The sequence below is a fragment of the Devosia salina genome (assembly GCF_019504385.1).
Taxonomy (GTDB): domain Bacteria; phylum Pseudomonadota; class Alphaproteobacteria; order Rhizobiales; family Devosiaceae; genus Devosia; species Devosia salina.
The window spans coordinates 2,168,766-2,187,278 of the sequence record NZ_CP080590.1; the positions used below are offsets into that span (position 1 = coordinate 2,168,766).

Sequence of the window (18,513 nt, forward strand, 5' to 3'; positions counted from 1 at the left end):
CAAACGGATTCGGAAATCACTTGAAAACTTCGCCGCCACTCATTTCGCGCCAATGGCGCAGTGATTTTGGCAGATCATAATTGTATTGGAAGCCAAGTTCCACCAGTTTTGCCGGAAGAATATTGGTAGACCGGTAAAGCTTTCGAATTCGTGCCCGGTTTATCGAACTGCGAAGACCGAGAAGATTGAGCACTTCAAAGCCGAAGCCGCCCAGCATCATGAACGAAATGGGCACAACCCGATCAGCTTTGCTGTAGCCAGCCACTGAGGAAAAAGCGTCACAAATTGCTTCCGATGTGAACCGCTCGACATGGGCGAAATTGTAGGTCAGGTGCGTCTGGTCGCAATCCAGCGCAAAGCGGAACGATCGCACCAGATCCTCGACATAGCCGCAGGCCTTGATGGTGTCCTTGCGCCCCGGGAAGAGGAAGCGACCCTTGGCCATCAGGTGAGCGAGGCGGGTGAAATTACCCCTCTCGGTATAGCCGTAGATCACCGCCGGCCGCACCACAACCAGCCGCCGCTGCTCCGGGTTTTCATTGACCCATTGCGCATGGATTTCTTCAGCGCACAGCTTGGATCGCCCATAGGCAGAATCCGGCATCAGCGCCGAGTTCTCGTCCTTTGGTTCCTCACTGGCGCCATATACGGAAATCGAACTTGTGAAGACAATTCTGTTGCAACCCACGCGCCGTGCAAAATCGGCGCAATGCGTGGCCCCAAGGACATTGGTCCAGTAATACTCCCAGTCCCGGTGACCGGGCGTGGTATGCACAGCCGCCAGGTTGTAGATTTCTGTGGCATTGGGACACACATCCACCGCGATCGGCTTGGTCACATCGACGCGCTTGTAGTCGACGCCCTCAACCACGAAGCGCGGTTCCTGGATGTCACCACTAACCACCGTCTCATACTCGCCACTGGCTACGAGGGCCTTGAGCAAATGCGAGCCGATAAATCCCGCACCACCAAAAACGACAGCGTACTTGCTAGCCATTCAAGCCTCCAGAGAGCAGTGCGTGAAGTTCTGCGGCCATTTGCTCGGGGGTGTTTATCGCCCCATGAAGGACGAGTTCGGCGTTTTGGGGCGCTTCGAACGGGCTGTCGATACCGGTGAAGTTCTTGATCTCGCCGGCACGAGCGCGCTTGTAGAGTCCCTTTGGGTCGCGCGCTTCGCACACTTCGAGCGGGGTATCGACATAGACCTCGGTGAAGTCGATGTCGCCGGCGATCTCGCGGGCCAGGCGCCGTTCCTTTTCGAAGGGCGAGATGAACGAGACCAGCACGATCAGGCCGGCATCGGCCATGAGCCGGGCAACCTCGGCCACGCGCCGGATGTTTTCGACCCGCGCCGCCTCGGTAAAGCCAAGGTCCTTGTTGAGGCCATGGCGGACATTGTCGCCATCCAGGATATAGGCATGGCGACCCTCGGCGGTCAGCCGCTTTTCAAGCAGATTGGCGATCGAGGACTTGCCCGACCCCGATAGGCCGGTGAACCAGACGATGCGCGGGGTCTGCCCCTTCATCCGGGCCCGCACCTCCCGGTTCACGTCGAAGGACTGGTAGGTCAGGTTCTGCGCGCGCCGCAGGCCATATTCGATAGTGCCCGCCGCCAGCGTGGCATTGGAGATCCGATCCACCAGAATGAACCCGCCGGTTAGCGCATTGGTGGCGTAGGGGTCAAAGGCGATCGGCTTGTCGGTGGCGATGGTGACCGTGGCCACTTCATTGAGGTCGATCTTGGTCGCGGCCGTATGTTCGAGCGTGTTCACATTGGTGCGGAACTTGAGGTCGGTAATGGCCGCCGGCACCGTCTGCGAGCCGATCTTGAGCAGGTAGGAACGCCCGGGAAAGGCGGCCTCCTCGTTCATCCAGATCAGCCGTGCCTGAACCTGGTTGGAGTATTCGGGCGTTTCGCCGGGATGGCTCAACACGTCGCCGCGGGAGATGTCGACCTCGCGATCGAGCACCAGCGTCACCGCCTGCCCCGCAACGGCGCGGTTGAGCTCACCATCCATGGTCACGATGCGGCTCACGACCGCCGGCTTGCGCGAGGAAGCGATCAGCACCTCGTCACCCACCGAGACCGCACCAGACGCCACCGTGCCCGAAAAGCCCCGGAAATCGAGATTGGGCCGGTTCACCCACTGCACCGGGAACCGGAAGGTCTGCGCCGTACGATCTTCCGAGACATCGATGGTCTCGAGATAGGGCACAAGCGCTTCGCCACGGTACCAGGGCGTGTTGGGGCTCTGTTTGAGGATATTATCCCCGCGCAGGGCCGAGACCGGCACTGCGTGCAGGCTCTTGAACCCGAGCGGTTCGGCAAAGGCGCGGTATTCGGCCACGATCCGATCGAAAGTGGCCTGCTCATAATCGACCAGGTCGATCTTGTTGACCACCAGGACCACATGCTTCACCCCGATCAGCGACAGAATGAAGCTGTGGCGGCGGGTCTGGGTCAGCACGCCCTTGCGGGCATCGATCAGCACCAGTGCCAGTTCGGCATTAGAGGCCCCGGTTGCCATATTGCGGGTGTATTGCTCGTGGCCCGGCGTGTCGGCCACGATGAATTTGCGCTTGTCGGTCGAAAAGAACCGATAGGCGACGTCAATGGTGATGCCCTGCTCGCGCTCGGCCACCAGCCCGTCCACGAGAAGCGAGAAATCGATCCCCTCCTCGCCCACGGTGCGGTTGTGGCTTTCCTTTTTAAGGCTCGCCAGCTGGTCGTCGAGAATGAGCTGGCTGTCATAGAGCAGACGGCCGATCAGGGTGGACTTGCCGTCATCGACACTGCCGCAGGTGAGAAAGCGCAGAAGCGACTTGTCCGTCTGCTGGGCCAGCCAGAGATCGAGGTCGGTATTGGCGGTGGCCATGGCAACGCTCATCCTAGAAATACCCTTCCTGCTTCTTCTTTTCCATCGAGCCCACGCTGTCGCTGTCGATCAGCCGGCCTTCGCGCTCCGAGGTACGGCTGGCCTGCATCTCCATGATGATCGAGGGAAGGTCCGAAGCTTCCGAGCGGATGGCGCCGGTCAGCGGATAGCAGCCAAGGGTGCGGAACCGCACCATCTCCTCGCGCGGCGTCTCGCCCGGGTTGAGCGGCAGGCGCTCGTCATCGACCATGATCAACGTACCCGAGCGCTCCACCACCGGACGCGGCCGGGCGAAGTAGAGCGGAACGATGGGGATCTGCTCGGAATAGATGTAGGTCCACACATCCAGTTCGGTCCAGTTCGAGATCGGGAACACCCGCATGCTCTCGCCAGGGTTGAGCCGCGTGTTGAAGGTCCGCCAGAGCTCGGGTCGCTGGTTCTTGGGATCCCAGGCGTGGCTGGCATTGCGGTGGGAAAACACCCGCTCCTTGGCGCGCGACTTCTCCTCGTCCCGACGCGCACCACCGATGGCGGCGTCATACTTGCCGGCATTGAGGGCCTGGCGCAGGGCCTGGGTCTTCATGATGTCGGTGTACCGGGACGAACCGTGGTCGAACGGATTGATGCCGTCGCGCACCCCGTCCTGATTGGTGTGGCGGATGAGATCGAAACCATACTCTTCGGCCGTCCGGTCCCGAAACGCGATCATCTCTCGGAACTTGAAGGTCGTGTCCACATGCAGCAGCGGGAACGGGATCTTGCTCGGATAGAAGGCCTTGCGCGCCAGATGCAGCAGCACGCTCGAATCCTTGCCGATCGAGTACATCATCACCGGCCGCTCAAAACTGGCCGCTACTTCGCGCAAAATCTCGATGCTCTCGGCCTCGAGGGTCTGCAAATGCGTCAGAGTTGAACCGGACAAAGTGCCTCCAAAAAATCAAACGGCATCAGCCATTTGGCAAAACCGAGTATCGCCATAAGCAATAAAAAAGGGATTGGCAAAGTCTACGTCTCCTACTTGCTGTCGCTTGCCGTAGACAAGCAGGCCGCCATCGAGACGTTCGACCCTGCCCCCGGCCGCCCTCAGAACTGCATCACCCGCGGCGGTGTCCCATTCCATGGTACGGCCAAGCCGCGGGTAGACATCGGCTTCACCCGAAGCCACCAGGCAGAATTTCAGCGATGAACCTGCCGAGACATAGTCCCTGATCGGCAGCCGAGAGAGGCGCTCATCGCCTTCGCCACTCCCATGTGAGCGACTACCCACCGCCCTGAGCCCACTCGACGCCTCGCGTACACCGATCTGATGTGCCTCACTGATGCAACCATCAACCACCTTAGCGTAGAAGCTCCCCTGCCCCTTCGCGCCCCACCAGAGCTTGCCGAGGGCTGGAGCATAAACCACGCCCATCACAGGCTCGCCGGCAACCACCACGGCAATGTTGACCGTGAACTCGCCGTTCTTCGACACGAATTCTTTGCTGCCATCCAATGGATCAACAAGGAAAAAGGTGTTCTCGATAGCGGGAGTGTCGCCAGCCGAGACAGCTTCCTCGGCAACTACAGGAATGCCCGGATACATCTCGTGCAAAGCCCGAAGAATTATTGCTTCAGCGGCAGTATCCGCGATGGTAACTGGAGATTGGTCAGCTTTGATCTCGACGTCAAAATCTGTGGCATATACGCGCAAGATTTCCTGACCTGCCAACAACGCTACGTCACAAAGCGATCTAACCTCTACCAACCCTGCCCCCTTTACTACGACGAATCCCAAATACATCAGCACCGCGACCAGGGCCAGCTGATAGTGAACAAATGGTTATCGTCCCTTCAGGCCAAGAAAAACCCTTTGATGGCCAATTGCCATGGCCAAGATCACATGAGCCTCATGCGTGGCACTCATTGCTCCAGCACCGGTACGCCAAAGAACAAATCCGACGACCGAGCAAGAATCGGTTTGGGGAGAAGCTACAGCGGAAAGAATATCGGTATGACGACGATGGCAGTAACGGCGAATATGATGTTGAGGGGAAGCCCCACCACGAGGAAGTCGCGGAACTTGTACCCCCCCGCGCCATAGACAAAGGTGTTCGTCTGGTAGCCGATGGGCGTCGCAAAACTTGCGGAGGACGCGAACATGACCGCGATCAAAAATGGCCGAGGGTCGTAACCGAGATGCGTAGCCAAGGCGACAGCTACCGGCCCAACCAGAACCGCGACCGCATTATTCGATATTACCTCGGTAAGAACGCTCGTGAGGACATAGATCACCGCCAGCAATACCAGCGGTCCTGCATGGCCCAACTGGCCCGCGGCAGCCTCAACGATCACTCTCACCGCCCCCGTGGACTCGAGCGCGAGCGAAAATCCTAGCATCCCGAAGATCAGGAAGAGGATGCGCCAGTCGATTGCGTCGAACGCGTCCTGTGGGTCGATGCAACGTGTCACCATGACAATGACCGCCCCGATGACCGCCAGTCCGGCGATTGGCATGACGTTGAATGCCGCCAGAACGATGACGAAGAAGATCGTCGCCAAGGCAATGGGAGCCCGCTCTCGACGCATCGGACTTTCTGAAGGCGCGCTGAGATTCACCACGCCGCCATCCTCTAGGAGACGGCGGATGCCCTCCGGCGGCCCTTCGAGCAGCAGCGTGTCGGCGAACTGAAGATGCAGCGCCTGGAGGTTCTGGGAGATGTTCTGTTCCTGTCGGTGCACCGCGATCAAATAGACGCCGTATTTTCGTCTGAGCTTCAGTTCCAGTACCGGGCGCCCCACAAGGTGGGAATGCGGTCCGATACTGGCTTCCATCAAAACGGTCTGTTCTGCCGTGACTGGTTCAAGTCCCGAGTCCTCAAGCTCTCTAAACTCGATCTGCCCATTCTCCTTCAGCCCGAGAATTTCCCCGGTATCGGTTTTTACGACCACCCGGTCTCCCGGCTGCAGGACCAAATCCGACAGTTTGCGTCGCATCGAGACCTCGCCCCTGACGACGTCCAGGATGCGTGCCGTCGATTCCTGAAAGGGCAGGTCCTTGAGCAGCTTCCCTACATATTTCGACCCGTGCGGGATCAGAAACCGTGCCATGAAGCGCCGCTTCCCTTCTTTTGACAACATGCTTGCCATGGATGCACGGTCCGGCAGTAGGAAGCGGCCGGCGAAAAGCATGTAAATCATGCCCACAGCAACGAAAACGGCGCCGACCGCTGTCATTTCGAACATGCCCAAGGGAGCCATCCCCGCACTCTCCGCCACTCCGCTGACGAGCACGTTGGTTGACGTGCCCACCAGCGTCAGCGTCCCACCAAAGATCGCGGCGTAGGACAAGGGGATAAGCAGACGCGAGGGCTGAACATTGAGCGAGCCCGCGACAGCGATCATGATCGGCGTGAGAAGAACCACGACCGGGGTGTTGTTCATGAATGCGGATGCCGCAACCGAAGCCACCATCATGACGAGCATGGCGCGCAGCAAGGACCCACGCGCCACCCTCTTTATGAATGCACCGACCACATCGAGAACACCTGTTCGCTCGAGGGCGGCCGATAGGACGAACATCATGGCGATCGTTATTGCGGCGGGCGAACCAAAAACTTCAAGAAACGCCTCGGTCTTTAATATTCCCGTCGCCAGCAGGATTGCCGTGGCCCCCAAGGCTGTGACCTCCGGAGGGTAGATTTCTTTGACAAACGCAAGAAAGACCAGGCAAAGCAGGACAAGCACGAAGATCTGGTCTGGTGCCATGCGTCTCTTTCCCAGCAGCCTGCAAGCGGCCACATAGCTATCGCGATCCTCAGGCGAGTACAACTGCCACAGCAAGCCCCAAATGGCTGAATAGTCTCAAAGACACCTGCCGGCGGTTGCCACCATCGAGCGCAATGTCTCTCGCGCCTTGTGGCATTGGCCGGCCTTGCAGATGAACGGGCCTTGGTCCTTTTGCGAGGCCAGGCGGTCACAGTTCGCCACCTGGCGCAGGCCGGCCGGGCGGCGTGCTACCGGTTCCTCCGCGACGCAGCTTCAGTCATTCCGGACGCACCGCTTTGGCGCCGAACGGTTCCCGTCGGCGAGGCGGGAAAGCGCGCATGACCAAAAAGGTCTCGATCGGTCCTCGCGAGGGACTTAGCTGCTGCCGGTTTCGTTTGGCCTAGCGCCCGCTAGAACCTGAAAGGCGCCTTAGCCGTAACGGCAATTTCGGCAAGCGCCCTGCCTCACCCGGCGTCTCCTCCCGGCGGTCCGGGTCTGCCGGGCGCTCAAGCTCCATAGTCTCACCGACTGCGAGTACGTTCCCACTGCCAGGCGGCACATACAGCACTTTCGCCGCTACTGCTTGCGCCCGGTTCATGACCAGGCCACGTCGGACTGACCTCTTCCTGCCTGTCTGCAAAACGCAGCATTCTAATCAAATACTTGCTTTAACCTTGATGGAGATCGACGGTTGCCACGTTCTCCATTTGTGCCATTTTGCGTTCATCGAGGCTGATCATGGCCTCGTGTCGGGCTGGGCGACACGCTTCAATAAAGCGGCCGCCCCGGTGCTGGTAACACCGAGACGGCCTGACCAGAGCAACCCCTGCATGCACAGGAGTATACTATGGCTGAACACAGCCCTAGCGCGCTCGCGCGCGATCTTGAAGGCGCTTTCGCGCCCTCCCACGAAAATTCTCACCCCGCAATCCCGATCACCGCCTTGACGCCCGCGCTCTGCTGGGGAGATGAACGATGAAGATGCTCGTCATCGCCGTCGACGGCCACGGCGGTTTTCGTTGTGGCCTCGTCAAGAACCCCGATCTCTTCCGCCGCAAAATCGCCGCGGAAACAGGCTCTGGCTATATCGTCTGGGCGGCGATCCCCATCCTCGCCACCAATTCCGCTGAGAGCCTGAGCCATATCCAAGATCATGTGCTGCCAAGGTTCACCGCCCAGGTCCAGCTTCAGCACGACCGTACTTTCGTCATGGCCATGGCCTGGGCGTGGTTGGGACGACCCTTGCTGGGCTACGTCGCCCGCAATCGTCGCTGGAGGGTAAGCAGGGTCGCCCGGTGCTTCACGCCCCTCAAGCTCACCCTGGCCTTCAAGGGCCGGCACCAGGGAGACCGGCCATGACCGCACCCGCGCCCTGCCCCGTTGCAGAAGCGCATGAGCAGGACAAGAACGGATACGATTGGCGAAGCGCCCTGGAGGACCTCCGGGGCGCCTATGCCGATACCACGATCCATGGCTATGCGCGCGACTTCGCGCTGTTCATCACCTGGTGCAACGAGCAGGAGTGTTGCCCCCTCCCCGCGTCGCCCCAGACCGTCGCGCGATATCTCGATGCGAACATCGCGACCCTTCGCGCCACCACGCTGGTCCGGCGCCTGGCCGCGATCGTGCGGGTGCATCGGCTGCTGGAACTGGAAAATCCCGCTGACAGCGAGCGCGTCCGCATGGCAAGGCGGCGCATCCAGCGCCATCGCCCCAACCGCCCGCGGCAAGCGCTTGGTGTCGACCGCCCATTGCGCGACTCAGCGGCCACTCCCTGCGCGTGGGCGCCGCTCAGACTCTGCTCGGCGACGGTCATGATGTGTTGCGCCTGATGAAGGCAGGCGGATGGAAATCCGCTACCACCGTGATGCGCTATGTCGATCGAGCCGAAATCGACGTCTGGACCTGAACAGGGCCTGTTGAGACGGGAAAAAAGACCTGGAGGTATCCTCCACCAAATTCGGGGCTCCCTCGGATCATGCTTTCAAATGACCTATCTTGGTCACCTCTGATTATCGCCCATTTTCGCGCTTGCCGGCCCGTCGAGTCTTACCGCGGCCACCGCAGGCCGATATCTGCAGAACGTCTTAGGAGGGGGCAGTCGATCGTTCAGCCGGTCAGCAGCATTGCGCGAAAGTCCTGCTGGGAAGCGTTCGACGATTCCACGGGCGGACTTATCATATATGTGAGGGTCAGGAGCCATTTGAACCATCGGGCCCAGCATCCAGTTTCTTGCGCAGCTTACCCAGCGCTTTCCTCCAGGCTTCGAGTTCCGGCTCATGAGAATTCGCCACTGCGGCGGCGACACCGTGCGGATCCGACTCCGTGATTGCACGGATGAGGGCACTGGCCGTCGCCATCGCCTTTTCGCCGTCAAGAAGCAATTCGGTGGCCTTTCGGGCATTGGCAAGAGCGACATATTCGAGCTTTTTCAGCCTGATCAGCTTGCCCTCGGCTTCGGCAAGACGGACGTCGAGATCCTTGGCATATTGCTCGGCCGCGATGCGCGCCTTCTCCCGCGCCTCGTCTTCCATTCGACGACGCCTCGCATATTGATGATGGCTCAGATGCTCCCGGCCCGTGAGCTTTTTTGGCACACCTCGGACGAGTCCGATCGGCGCAAGCTTCTCGGCGATCCAGTCCTGCAAACGGATCAAATTCGCGCGGGCCTCGGTTTGGTCACCTCCGCCAAAGACCTTTCGGTAGCTGACGGTGATCTGGGTCTTGTGCCTGGTCTTCTTCTCGTAGACAGGCAACACGACGATGGTCATGTGGGGTGAGCTCTCATCCAGATCCAGCCGCGCCAACACGACCCGGTTTCCGTATCTTTCATAGAATGCCGCCAGTACCGCATCGCGGAATGCACGCACCCGCTCCATGTTGAAATGCGGCTCATGAGCGCGCGGCGCAAAATATTCTGGTGAGGCACCGACAAAGAACTCAGCGGCCCTCGACGCACGATCGCGAAAAACCGCGCCAATGCGCTTTGCGGAATGGCTGACGGCCTCGGCCCAATCCACAGGACCCACCACGCGCGCAGCGCCATAGTGCTCGTTGAACTGCGTCCTTTCGGGATCGAAATGGGTGCCAGTGTCCTCACGCCGGCCGTGGCGGGTGCCGCCGTCAAGATCGGATTTGGTTTGGAGGCGATTGACACGCATGATCACATAGTTTGGCATCGGGACCACTCCATTGTTTCGCGTGCGACCCTGCAGCCAGATCATGCATACGACACACGTTTTCTGGAAAATCCGGGAAACCCACTTCCCGATTTCAGCTCGGAATCGGTAGGTCCGTTACTTCCCGATTTTTGCCGGAAGCCAGCGTTTTCAAGCTTTTTGGGGCGGGGGCACAAATGGAGCTTGAAAGCCTGGGCCAGAGGGCCTTCCTTTGGAGGAACTGCAAGCACGATTCAGAGCCGCAAGCATGGTTGGTGCAACTCGCCTGCATGGTCCAAGAGCAGACCGTGGGTCAGGGCTCGCCACCCTATTCGACTGCGCGCTTGCACGCGGGTGGCTTGCGCAGCTGCGCGCGCGTGCACCGCCGGTCCATCATGGTCCGGGCGACCAATAGCGTCGTGCATGTGATCTTCTGAATTCGAGGACTCGAGCTGCGCTCTCACCGCCCACCCTCTCGAGATCCAGGGATCACCCGCGAAGATGTGCATCGGGCCACCAACCACGCCAAGGAGGTCTGCGAACCGCGCCAATTGCGGTAGGACCATCTCCTCGCGCTCCGGTCTCGCCGAGCCGCTCGGGCCCCGGCCGGCGGTGGAAGAAGGTGCGGAAAGGACACTTGTCGATCGCACGACGGCCTCTACGCCGGGGAATGTGCGACAACGGAACTTGTCGATCGCACAATGGCCTCTACGCCGGGGCATGTGCGAAAATGCAAATGGCGATCGCGTACAACGCTTCTCGCGGAGGGATGTGCGCCAGTGTGATTTGGCATCCCACCTTGGGGGAATGCGGCCAGCGTTTCGGGGCCGACCTCATCGGCCATTTCGCCCCGCAGGAAGGTTCGACCTCGACCGCCTATGGCCTTTATTCGCCGCCATCTCTTGTTGACTATCAAGCGTATCGCAAGCGTCTGGCAGCTGGTCCCCTAGGGTGGAAGAACTATGAATTTGGGACCGGCACCTCCACCCCTAGTACAAGTGGGCGCGCCCATTAGGCGCGCTTCCATTTCCTGGCGTGCATTTCCTCGCCGGCCTCGCCGGCCTCGACGGCACCGAGCATCGGATCGACGGCCTTTCCAGTGATGGCGACGCGGCCCTACTGGCCAATGATCGTATCCATGCGGTTTACGGTTGAGCCTACCTCCTCCCCAATGTCTTTAGCGTCCTCTGCGGGCACGGAAGGCGGAGTAATCAATGATGTTCGACCGCTCGTGAGCGGGGTCGGCTGGCGGGACGTGATCAATCAGTCGAATGGTTTGCTCAACGATTTCGCGCAGGTCAGCTGTACGGCTATCGTTGCCGTTGAGCAACGCGTGTGCTCGCTGAAGGTGGTCTCTGACGAGAGTGTCGATCGGTGGCATTGTCGGCGTTCCAAGCATGCTAGAGCGTTCATGGAACCGCCAACGTGGCAACGGTGGTCAGGTTTCCACGCTTTCGAAAGCAACCCCCGGTTAAGCTTGGGGCGCGGTTAAAGATTTGGCTGCAATCCTACATATCAACGGCACTCTAATACCCAGAGTGCCGGGCACCACAGCTCGGCCCTCGAGCCGGCGCGACAGTCGTGCGGGGTCAGCACGAGAATGCGGTCGCCGCGAGCCCCCAATTCAAGCCTAGCGCCCACCGCAAGCGGCAGAACCTGCGAAAAGCTCACCTCTCGATCGCGCCGCCTTCTTTTGCGCTTCGGGAGGCCAACAGCCAGCGCCGGAGCCAAACCGAGGCAGGTAATGATTTTCCGCGCGGCCCCCGCACAACGAGAGCGGAATTTCCCCCTCTGACCCGATTTTGGATTCCAGCACCGCGAAAGGACGTCCCGTTCCCGATAGTATTGGGACAATTGACTACGGAGATTTTTTCATGCGTTTCCCGATCCTTGCCGCAGCCGTGTTTGTGGCAACCCCCATCGCCGTGCAGGCCGAGGACATCACCCCGCTCGTTTCAGCCGAATGGCTCAACGCCCATGCGGGACAAGAAAACCTCGTGATCCTCGACATCCGCGACAAGGTCGCCGAAACCGATCTGGGCGAGTTGCCCTACATCGCCAATGCGGTGGTGGCGCCCTACAGCAGTGCCGGCTGGCGCACTGAAATCGACGGTGTGCCGGGACAAATCCCGCCCGTCGAAGAGATCGCCGGGCTTATCGGAAATCTCGGCATCGATGGCGATGACCACGTGGTGATTGTGCCCTGGGGCACCGATTCTTCGGAGTTCGGTGGCGCCACCCGGGTCTATTGGACCTTCAAATATCTGGGCCATGACGCGGTCTCGATCCTCGACGGCGGCTGGCGCCAATATGACGCCCAGGGCGGCGCCCGCGTCGCCGAACCGGCCGTGGCTGAAGCAACGACCTTCCCTTACGAGATCAACGAGGCGCTGCGCGCCACCACGGCAGACGTGGAAGCGGCCCTTGCCCAGGGCACCGCACTGGTCGATGGGCGGCCCCAGGAGCAGCATCAGGGGCAGTCCAAGAGCCCTGTCGTCCGCGTTGAAGGCACCATTCCCGGCGCCGTGAACCTGCCGCACTCGAACTTCTACAGCGCCGAATATGCAAGCTTCGCCCAGCCCGAAACCATCGCCGCACTGGCAGAGGGACTGGGTCTGGGCGCCGATGAAAAGTCCATCGTCTTCTGCAATACCGGCCATTGGGCCTCGATCGCCTGGTTTGGCCTTCATGAAGTGGCCGGCAACAAGAACGCGGCCATGTATGACGGCTCGATGGCCGAATGGGCCGCAGATCCGGCCCGCCCGATCCAGTAAGCACTTGCGCTTCTGTTGAAATCGATCCCTGGATGTTGCGCCCAAACGGCGCAGCATCCAAAGCTTTTTTCAGCCTCCATCACGTCCGGACCGATGAGCGATATTGCCGCTACCCCGCCGACTTACCTTCCTCCCGTCACCAGCGACCGCTGGCCGCTTGCCGTCGCAGGCGCCATGCTGGTGGCCGGATTTCTCACGATTGCCGTGCTTGTCGACCTGCGCCAGGGTGCCCTCTTTCTGATCGGGGGCGCATTGGGCGCCACCCTCTTCCATGGCTCGTTTGGCTTCACCGGCGGCTGGCGGCGCATGGTGGTCGAGAAACGCGGCCGGGGCATGCGCGCCCAGATGCTGATGATCGGCGTGGCCGCCGTCGCGATGATCCCCCTGGTCGCCGCCGGCAGCATTGGCGGGCAGGCTATTGTCGGGGCCGCCGCGCCCGTGGGTGTGTCGGTGCTGCTGGGAGCCGCATTGTTTGGCCTTGGCATGCAATTGGGGGGCGGGTGTGGTTCAGGAACCCTCTTTACCGTCGGCGGCGGATCGGCCCGCATGCTGGTGACCCTGGCATTCTTTATTATCGGCGCCCTGATCGGCACCGCTCACCTGCCCTATTGGCTGGAACAGCCCTCGTTCGGGACCATAAGCCTCGGCGCCGAACTCGGCATTGCCACCGCAATAGCATTAAGCGTTGCGGGGCTCGCACTGGTGGCCCTGGTAACAGTACTTATCGAAATGCGCGCCCATGGCAGCCTTGAGGTAGAACCGGGGCCGGCGCGTGCCGGCTGGAGCTGGCTCTGGCTTGGCCCTTGGCCCTTGGTCGGGGCCGGGCTGATGCTGGCGCTGCTCAATGTTGCAACCCTGCTCACCGCCGGCCATCCCTGGTCGATCACCTATGGCTTTGGCCTCTGGGGCGCCAAGATCGCGCAGGCGATTGGCATTGATGTCGGGCATTGGGAATTCTGGACCTGGCCGGCCCAGGCCCAGGCGCTCAATTCCTCCGTCCTGGCCGATAGCGTTTCAGTTATGGATTTTGGCCTCGTTCTGGGCGCGGCTCTTGCCGCAGCGGTTGCGGGCAAATTCGCGCCCAAGGCGAAACTGCCGCTGGGATCGCTATTGGCGGCCATCATTGGCGGCCTTTTGATGGGCTATGGGGCGCGGCTGTCCTTCGGCTGCAATATCGGCGCACTGTTCTCGGGCATCGCCACCGGAAGTCTGCATGGCTGGCTCTGGTTTGCCGCCGCCTTCGTCGGCTCCTGGGTTGGCGTCTGGGCACGGCCGCTGTTCGGCCTCGATGGATTGAGCCGCAAATGAGTTCGCGCAATACCCTTCTGTTCGGCGCCGCGCTGGCCGTGTCCACCACCGCCATAGCCTATGATCATCTGACCCATCCGGTACCGGCGCGGCCAGGGGCTGCATCGGGCCCGGTGGCCGGGGCCGCGCCCTGCGCGGCCGGGAGTGCCCCATGTGCTGCCGGCGCGCCTTGCGCCGCGGGCGCACCGGCCAATGCCGCTTCGCCTGTCACTGCGCCCTGCGCCGCGGGCGCCGCGGCCAAGCTGGCACCACCACCACCGCCGCCTGCCCAGCCGCCGGCCAGCGAGACTAAGCTGGCGCCGCCGCCGCCACCGGCCAGCCGTCCGGCCGACGTGGCGAGCAAACAGGCGCCGCCACCGCCGCCAAAACCACTGCCGGCTGACGCGCAGGAGGCGCCGGACCTGGTCGTGGACGGGCTATGAGCGCGGCGCGGGAGCGGGCCCTCGAGGAGATCGCTTTTTGCGAGGCGATCCTCGGCAAAGGCGGGCTCAATATCCTGACCGAAACGTTCGAGGATGTGTCGGACATCGCCGCCTGGGCGCATTATCCGCCCGGCGATGTCTTCGATCCGGCCAGCAATTCGCAGTGGTTCTACCATTGCCACCCCGCCGAGGAGGACGCGCGCGAGCATGGACATTTCCATTGCTTCGTTCGACCGACGGGACCGGAGGGCCCCATCCACCATCTCTGCGCTGTGGGGGTGGACGCACGTGGCAAACTGCTGCGGCTGTTCACCGTCAATCAATGGGTCGTCGGCGACGACTGGGCCGACGCCGATACCACGATTGCGCTGCTCGACCGGTTCGACATGCAGATGCCCCGACCGTCCTATCTCGTCAACCGCTGGTTGACCGGCGTGCTGGTCGCTTACAGATCCGAAATCGTGGACCTCGTGCGGGAACGCGATGCCGTGCTGGCCGGCCGCGTGCCGCCCGCGGGCGTTCCCGCGCGAGACGACCGCGGCCTCGAAGTCACGTCCCAGTTTTGGCTCGTCTAGGGCGAGACCGCGAGCCGGCGGCATCGCTCACCGGCCTCTCGCCAACTCGGCAAAATCCTCTTTGGACCCACGGATCATTTCGCCCGCTTTCGCGCGGATCTAAAAGCACGGCCAGCATCGCTGCAGGGTGCGGCGGCGCCTCGTCGGGAAACAACCGACGCAACTTCAACCGCCAATGTGGTGATCGAGCTGGCACATCTATTCGATCTCAAACCGTTTCGGCCAGGGCAGCTCGTCCGAAACAATTGATGGGTCAGTTTTCGGCTCGCCGACATTCGCGCTTGACCTTGAAAACCTACGGCGCCGGATTGCCAGGCTTTCTTGCCCTCTGTCTCTGTTGCGCAACACATTGCGGGCGGATACCTCTTCTACTTGAACGAGCCTGGGGTGACGCCCAGATGCTGTGAACACAACGGGAGAAGAAGATGCCGACAAAATTGACCACTCGCGGCCGCTTGCCGGCCTTGGTTACCGCGTGCCTGCTTGGTGTTGCCCTGCCCCAGAGCGCTATTGTGGCCAAGGAGAAGGTCAAGCCAACCCCGGCCGCGACCTCTCAATTGCAGGTCGACTATAGCGTTGATATCCCCACAATCGACGCGGTTGGCGCGAACCTGTCCAACGACGTCCTGTCCGAGGTCCTCTCGGGCAATGTCGCCGATCACGCCGAAGAACTGGCTGGGCTCGATGCGACCAGTATTTCGGTGCCCGAGATTACCCTTACCGTCACGTCAGAAACCGAAGAGGGATCTCAGGAGACCGCGCTCACCTTTACCGATCTGCTGCTCGAGGATGTTGCCGACGGCAAGGCCGCGCGTGTCAGCCTGGGAAGCGTCGGCATGGTCACGGACAAGGCCAGCTTTGACTTCGGGACCATGTCTGCCGCCAATCTCAACATCGCGGGCATTCTCGGGCTCTATGGCCTTGTCGAGAGTGATCAAACTGAGCTCGAAATCATCTACACCGATCTTCAGGCCGAAGGCGGCACGCTGGAGGCCGAAGAGGTTTCCTGCACAATTGGCGGCATGACGGGCGCCCAGTTCAAGGCCCGCCCGCTCAAGACCTCCTTTGGCGAGATGATGGCAATCTCCCTGGCCATGGAGGAGGATCCCGAGACCGTCGACCCCGCACTCATGGGCCAGTTCCTTAAAATGTATGCCGACATCCTCACCGCCTTTGAAACCTCCGAGATCAGCTTCGACGGTATGTCCTGCGACGGCACCACCGAAGAGGGCCAGGCCATGAACCTGTCGGTGGCCGGCATGACCATGGGTGGCATGAGCCCGGGCGTCTATCCCTCCATTTCAATGGATGGCTTCGATGTTGTCGTCGACGGTGACGGCTCGATGTCGCTTGAGAACTTCACCGTCAAGCCGATGGATCTGACCTCCACCATTGCAACGCTGGAAGCCGCTCCCGAAATGGTAGATGAGGCGTGGCTCGAGGCCAATGCGCGCGCGCTGATCCCTGCCATGGAAGGCTTTGGCTTCAGCGGGCTCGATATCGATATCCCCGATCCTGACGCCCCGGATAGCCGCATCCAGGCCAAGGTGGGCTCCTTCGACCTCTCCCTTGCCGATTATCTGAACGGCATCCCGACTAATCTCGACATGTCCGCCGCCAATGTCGAGGCGCAGATTCCGGAAAACAGCGGCGATGATAGCCTGGAACAGCTTCGGGCGCTGGGCATCACCGATATCAATGCCGGCTTCCGCGTCGCGGCGGCCTGGGATGAGGCGACAAGCAGCATCGATCTCGAGGAGGTGTCGATCAGCGGCGTAGACCTTGCCAGCGTGGTGCTGGCCGGCAAGATCACCAATGCCGGCGCCGACCTCTTCGCCCTCGATCCCGATACCGCCATGGCAGCCGGCATGGCGCTGGCGGTAAAATCGCTCGATCTGACCGTGACCGATGCGGGCCTCTCCGACATCGTCCTCGCCGTCGCCGCGGCCGATCAGGACGCCGATCCCGAAACCCTGCGCCCGGTCTTTGCCGGCCTCGCGCAGGGCACGGTGATCAGCATGATGGCCGGCGCCGCCGATGCCGCCAAGCTGGGCGAGGCGATCAACAGCTTTGTGTCCGGCAATGCCAAGACACTGATCATCGGTATCGAGGCCAAGACCGATCCGGGCCTGGGCATGATGGACTTCATGGCCGCCGAGGAGGATCCGACCTCCCTGATCGGCAAGGTCAATATCAGCGCCGAGGCCAAATGACAGTGGGGGCCGCCCATCGGGCGGCCTCTTTTCCTATCCGGCGGTTTCCCTCGCGGCGGCACAAAGCCCCCATTCGAGCAATTGCCGTGTCACCTCGGGCGAACGACCCTCGACGTAACAGCGCAATTCCGGGGCATTGCCCGAGGCTCGGAAGTGCACCATGTCGCCCTCCGCAGTCCAGAACTGCAGTCCGTCGATATCGGCGCGCCGGGATACGCCAAGATCGCCGAAGATCTCGTCCACATAAGCCGGGTCCGATCGCAGACGGTCCAGAAACGCCGCGCTGCGCTCACCGGCAACATTCTGCAGCCGATCGGCCAGGGCGTTCTTGAGGGGAAGCTGCGCCACCACTTCCGACAGGGCCAGGCCGAGCCGCGCGCTCTCGCCCAAGGCGCAGATGATGGGCAGGATCGCGTCGCGGGTGACCAGTGGATCCAGCCTCCCACCATGGCATGTGATCCCCTGCCCCACAAAGGTCCCGCCATTGGCCTCGAAACCGATCGTGGCGCCGCTGGCGCCATTCATGGCCTCGACCACGAAGGGCGAGCCGACCCGGGTGCGAATGACCGCTTGGGCAATGCCCAGATCTTCGATCGCAGAATTGGAAGTGACCGGGGTGACGAGGCATTCGGCACCGAGATGGCGCGCGGCTAGCAGCCCGAGCACATCGCCACGGATGAAGACGCCCTGTTCGTCCACGACCAGGGGCCTGTCACCATCGCCATCGGCGGACACCACGGCGTCGAGACGATGCTCCCTGATCCACCCTGGGATTGGCGCAAAGACCGCATCGGAGAAAGCTTCGGTGTCGACCGGCACGAAGCCCTCGAGACGACCCAGGGAAATGACTTGGGCGCCGTAGGCCGTGAGAACTTGAGCAATAAGGTCGCGCGCCACGGTGGAATGCTGAAAGACGCCGATGCGTTTTCCACTGAGGGCATTGGCCGACAGGAGCCTCGAACAGCGCTCGAGATAGTCTTGGGCAGCCGCATCGACTTCATCACTCGGCTCGACCACACGGTCGGAAATGGGTTGGTCACCGAGTGCGGCGAGGATGCCGGCCTCGTCGGCTTTGCCGATCTCGCCGCTGGGCAGATAGAATTTGAGGCCGTTGCGGTCCGCCGGAATGTGGCTGCCCGTGACCATGATGGCCGCCCCCCCCCCCGCCATGGCGTGCAGGGCCAGTGCCGGGGTCGGCAAGGCACCGCAATCGACCGGTTCAAGGCCAGCTGCCGCAATGGCAATGGCGCAATCGTTGAGAACCGCCGGGCTGGATGGCCTGAAGTCGCGTGCGAGAAAGACCCGCTCGACCGGCCGGTCGGCAACCTTGTGGAGGTGGCGCAAAAACGCGGTTGTGTACTGCCGGGCGGCTTGGCCTTGCAGTTCATCGGCCAGACCGCGCAGACCGCTGGTGCCGAATTTCAGGCTGCTTTCTGGCATTTC

General features: G+C 61.6%; 15 protein-coding genes and 1 pseudogene. 9 read left to right on the plus strand and 7 right to left on the minus strand.

Annotated elements, in window-relative coordinates; translation table 11 throughout:
• Positions 1-16: 16 nt before the first annotated feature.
• The 5 genes from K1X15_RS10460 to K1X15_RS10480 all read right to left on the minus strand — a co-directional run bounded on the left by K1X15_RS10460 (position 17) and on the right by K1X15_RS10480 (position 6,620).
• The gene (locus K1X15_RS10460; RefSeq protein WP_220303555.1) at positions 17-997 is read right to left on the minus strand and encodes an NAD-dependent epimerase/dehydratase family protein; all 981 of its coding nucleotides are present in this window, start codon (positions 995-997) and stop codon (positions 17-19) included.
• Positions 990-2,888, minus strand: coding sequence for a sulfate adenylyltransferase subunit CysN (cysN, locus tag K1X15_RS10465; RefSeq protein WP_220303556.1), 1,899 nt, complete (start codon positions 2,886-2,888; stop codon positions 990-992). Before cysN ends, K1X15_RS10460 begins: the two co-directional genes overlap by 8 nt.
• Position 2,889: 1 nt before the next feature.
• Positions 2,890-3,798, minus strand: a complete 909-nt coding sequence (gene cysD / locus K1X15_RS10470) for a sulfate adenylyltransferase subunit CysD (RefSeq protein WP_220303557.1) — start codon at positions 3,796-3,798, stop codon at positions 2,890-2,892.
• Positions 3,799-3,813: 15 nt separating this feature from the next.
• A complete protein-coding gene (gene cysQ / locus K1X15_RS10475; RefSeq protein WP_220303558.1) occupies positions 3,814-4,656 on the minus strand; it encodes a 3'(2'),5'-bisphosphate nucleotidase CysQ in 843 nt (280 codons plus the stop codon).
• Positions 4,657-4,844: 188 nt separating this feature from the next.
• Positions 4,845-6,620 (minus strand): SLC13 family permease, encoded by a 1,776-nt coding sequence (locus K1X15_RS10480; protein WP_220303559.1) that lies wholly within the window; start codon positions 6,618-6,620, stop codon positions 4,845-4,847.
• 975 nt (positions 6,621-7,595) lie between these two features.
• Between K1X15_RS10480 and K1X15_RS10485 the strand changes: the two genes are divergently transcribed.
• Genes K1X15_RS10485 through K1X15_RS21615 form a run of 3 tightly spaced genes read left to right on the plus strand, consistent with a single transcriptional unit; the run spans position 7,596 to position 8,529 of the window.
• Entirely contained in the window at positions 7,596-7,979 is a 384-nt protein-coding gene (locus K1X15_RS10485) for a hypothetical protein (protein ID WP_220303560.1), read from the plus strand.
• Positions 7,976-8,452, plus strand: a complete 477-nt coding sequence (locus K1X15_RS10490) for a site-specific integrase (RefSeq protein ID WP_220303561.1) — start codon at positions 7,976-7,978, stop codon at positions 8,450-8,452. The genes K1X15_RS10485 and K1X15_RS10490 overlap by 4 nt, the downstream gene beginning before the upstream one ends.
• Positions 8,401-8,529 (plus strand): hypothetical protein, encoded by a 129-nt coding sequence (locus K1X15_RS21615; RefSeq protein WP_220303562.1) that lies wholly within the window; start codon positions 8,401-8,403, stop codon positions 8,527-8,529. Before K1X15_RS10490 ends, K1X15_RS21615 begins: the two co-directional genes overlap by 52 nt.
• Before the next feature lie 283 nt (positions 8,530-8,812).
• On the opposite strand, the gene K1X15_RS10500 is transcribed toward K1X15_RS21615, so the two are convergent.
• On the minus strand, positions 8,813-9,799 hold the full coding sequence (locus tag K1X15_RS10500) for a plasmid recombination protein (protein WP_220303563.1): 987 nt from the start codon (positions 9,797-9,799) through the stop codon (positions 8,813-8,815).
• A gap of 748 nt (positions 9,800-10,547) precedes the next feature.
• Here K1X15_RS10500 and K1X15_RS21260 point away from each other — a divergent pair.
• The 6 genes and pseudogenes from K1X15_RS21260 to K1X15_RS10530 form a co-directional block, all read left to right on the plus strand.
• Positions 10,548-10,748 (plus strand): annotated as a pseudogene (locus K1X15_RS21260) (NIPSNAP family protein); the annotation flags it as partial.
• A 904-nt stretch (positions 10,749-11,652) separates the two neighbouring features.
• A complete protein-coding gene (locus tag K1X15_RS10510; RefSeq protein WP_220303565.1) occupies positions 11,653-12,552 on the plus strand; it encodes a sulfurtransferase in 900 nt (299 codons plus the stop codon).
• 93 nt (positions 12,553-12,645) lie between these two features.
• Positions 12,646-13,860 (plus strand): YeeE/YedE family protein, encoded by a 1,215-nt coding sequence (locus K1X15_RS10515; protein ID WP_220303566.1) that lies wholly within the window; start codon positions 12,646-12,648, stop codon positions 13,858-13,860.
• A complete protein-coding gene (locus K1X15_RS21425) occupies positions 13,857-14,282 on the plus strand; it encodes a hypothetical protein (RefSeq protein ID WP_220303567.1) in 426 nt (141 codons plus the stop codon). Before K1X15_RS10515 ends, K1X15_RS21425 begins: the two co-directional genes overlap by 4 nt.
• A complete protein-coding gene (locus tag K1X15_RS10525) occupies positions 14,279-14,857 on the plus strand; it encodes a DUF6969 family protein (protein ID WP_220303568.1) in 579 nt (192 codons plus the stop codon). The genes K1X15_RS21425 and K1X15_RS10525 overlap by 4 nt, the downstream gene beginning before the upstream one ends.
• A gap of 425 nt (positions 14,858-15,282) precedes the next feature.
• Positions 15,283-17,070, plus strand: a complete 1,788-nt coding sequence (locus K1X15_RS10530; RefSeq protein ID WP_220303569.1) for a hypothetical protein — start codon at positions 15,283-15,285, stop codon at positions 17,068-17,070.
• Positions 17,071-17,103: 33 nt separating this feature from the next.
• Here K1X15_RS10530 and K1X15_RS10535 read toward each other — a convergent pair whose 3' ends face one another.
• Positions 17,104-18,510: a phosphohexomutase domain-containing protein gene (locus K1X15_RS10535; RefSeq protein WP_220303570.1), complete on the minus strand. Its 1,407-nt coding sequence runs from the start codon at positions 18,508-18,510 to the stop codon at positions 17,104-17,106.
• Positions 18,511-18,513 lie beyond the last annotated feature (3 nt).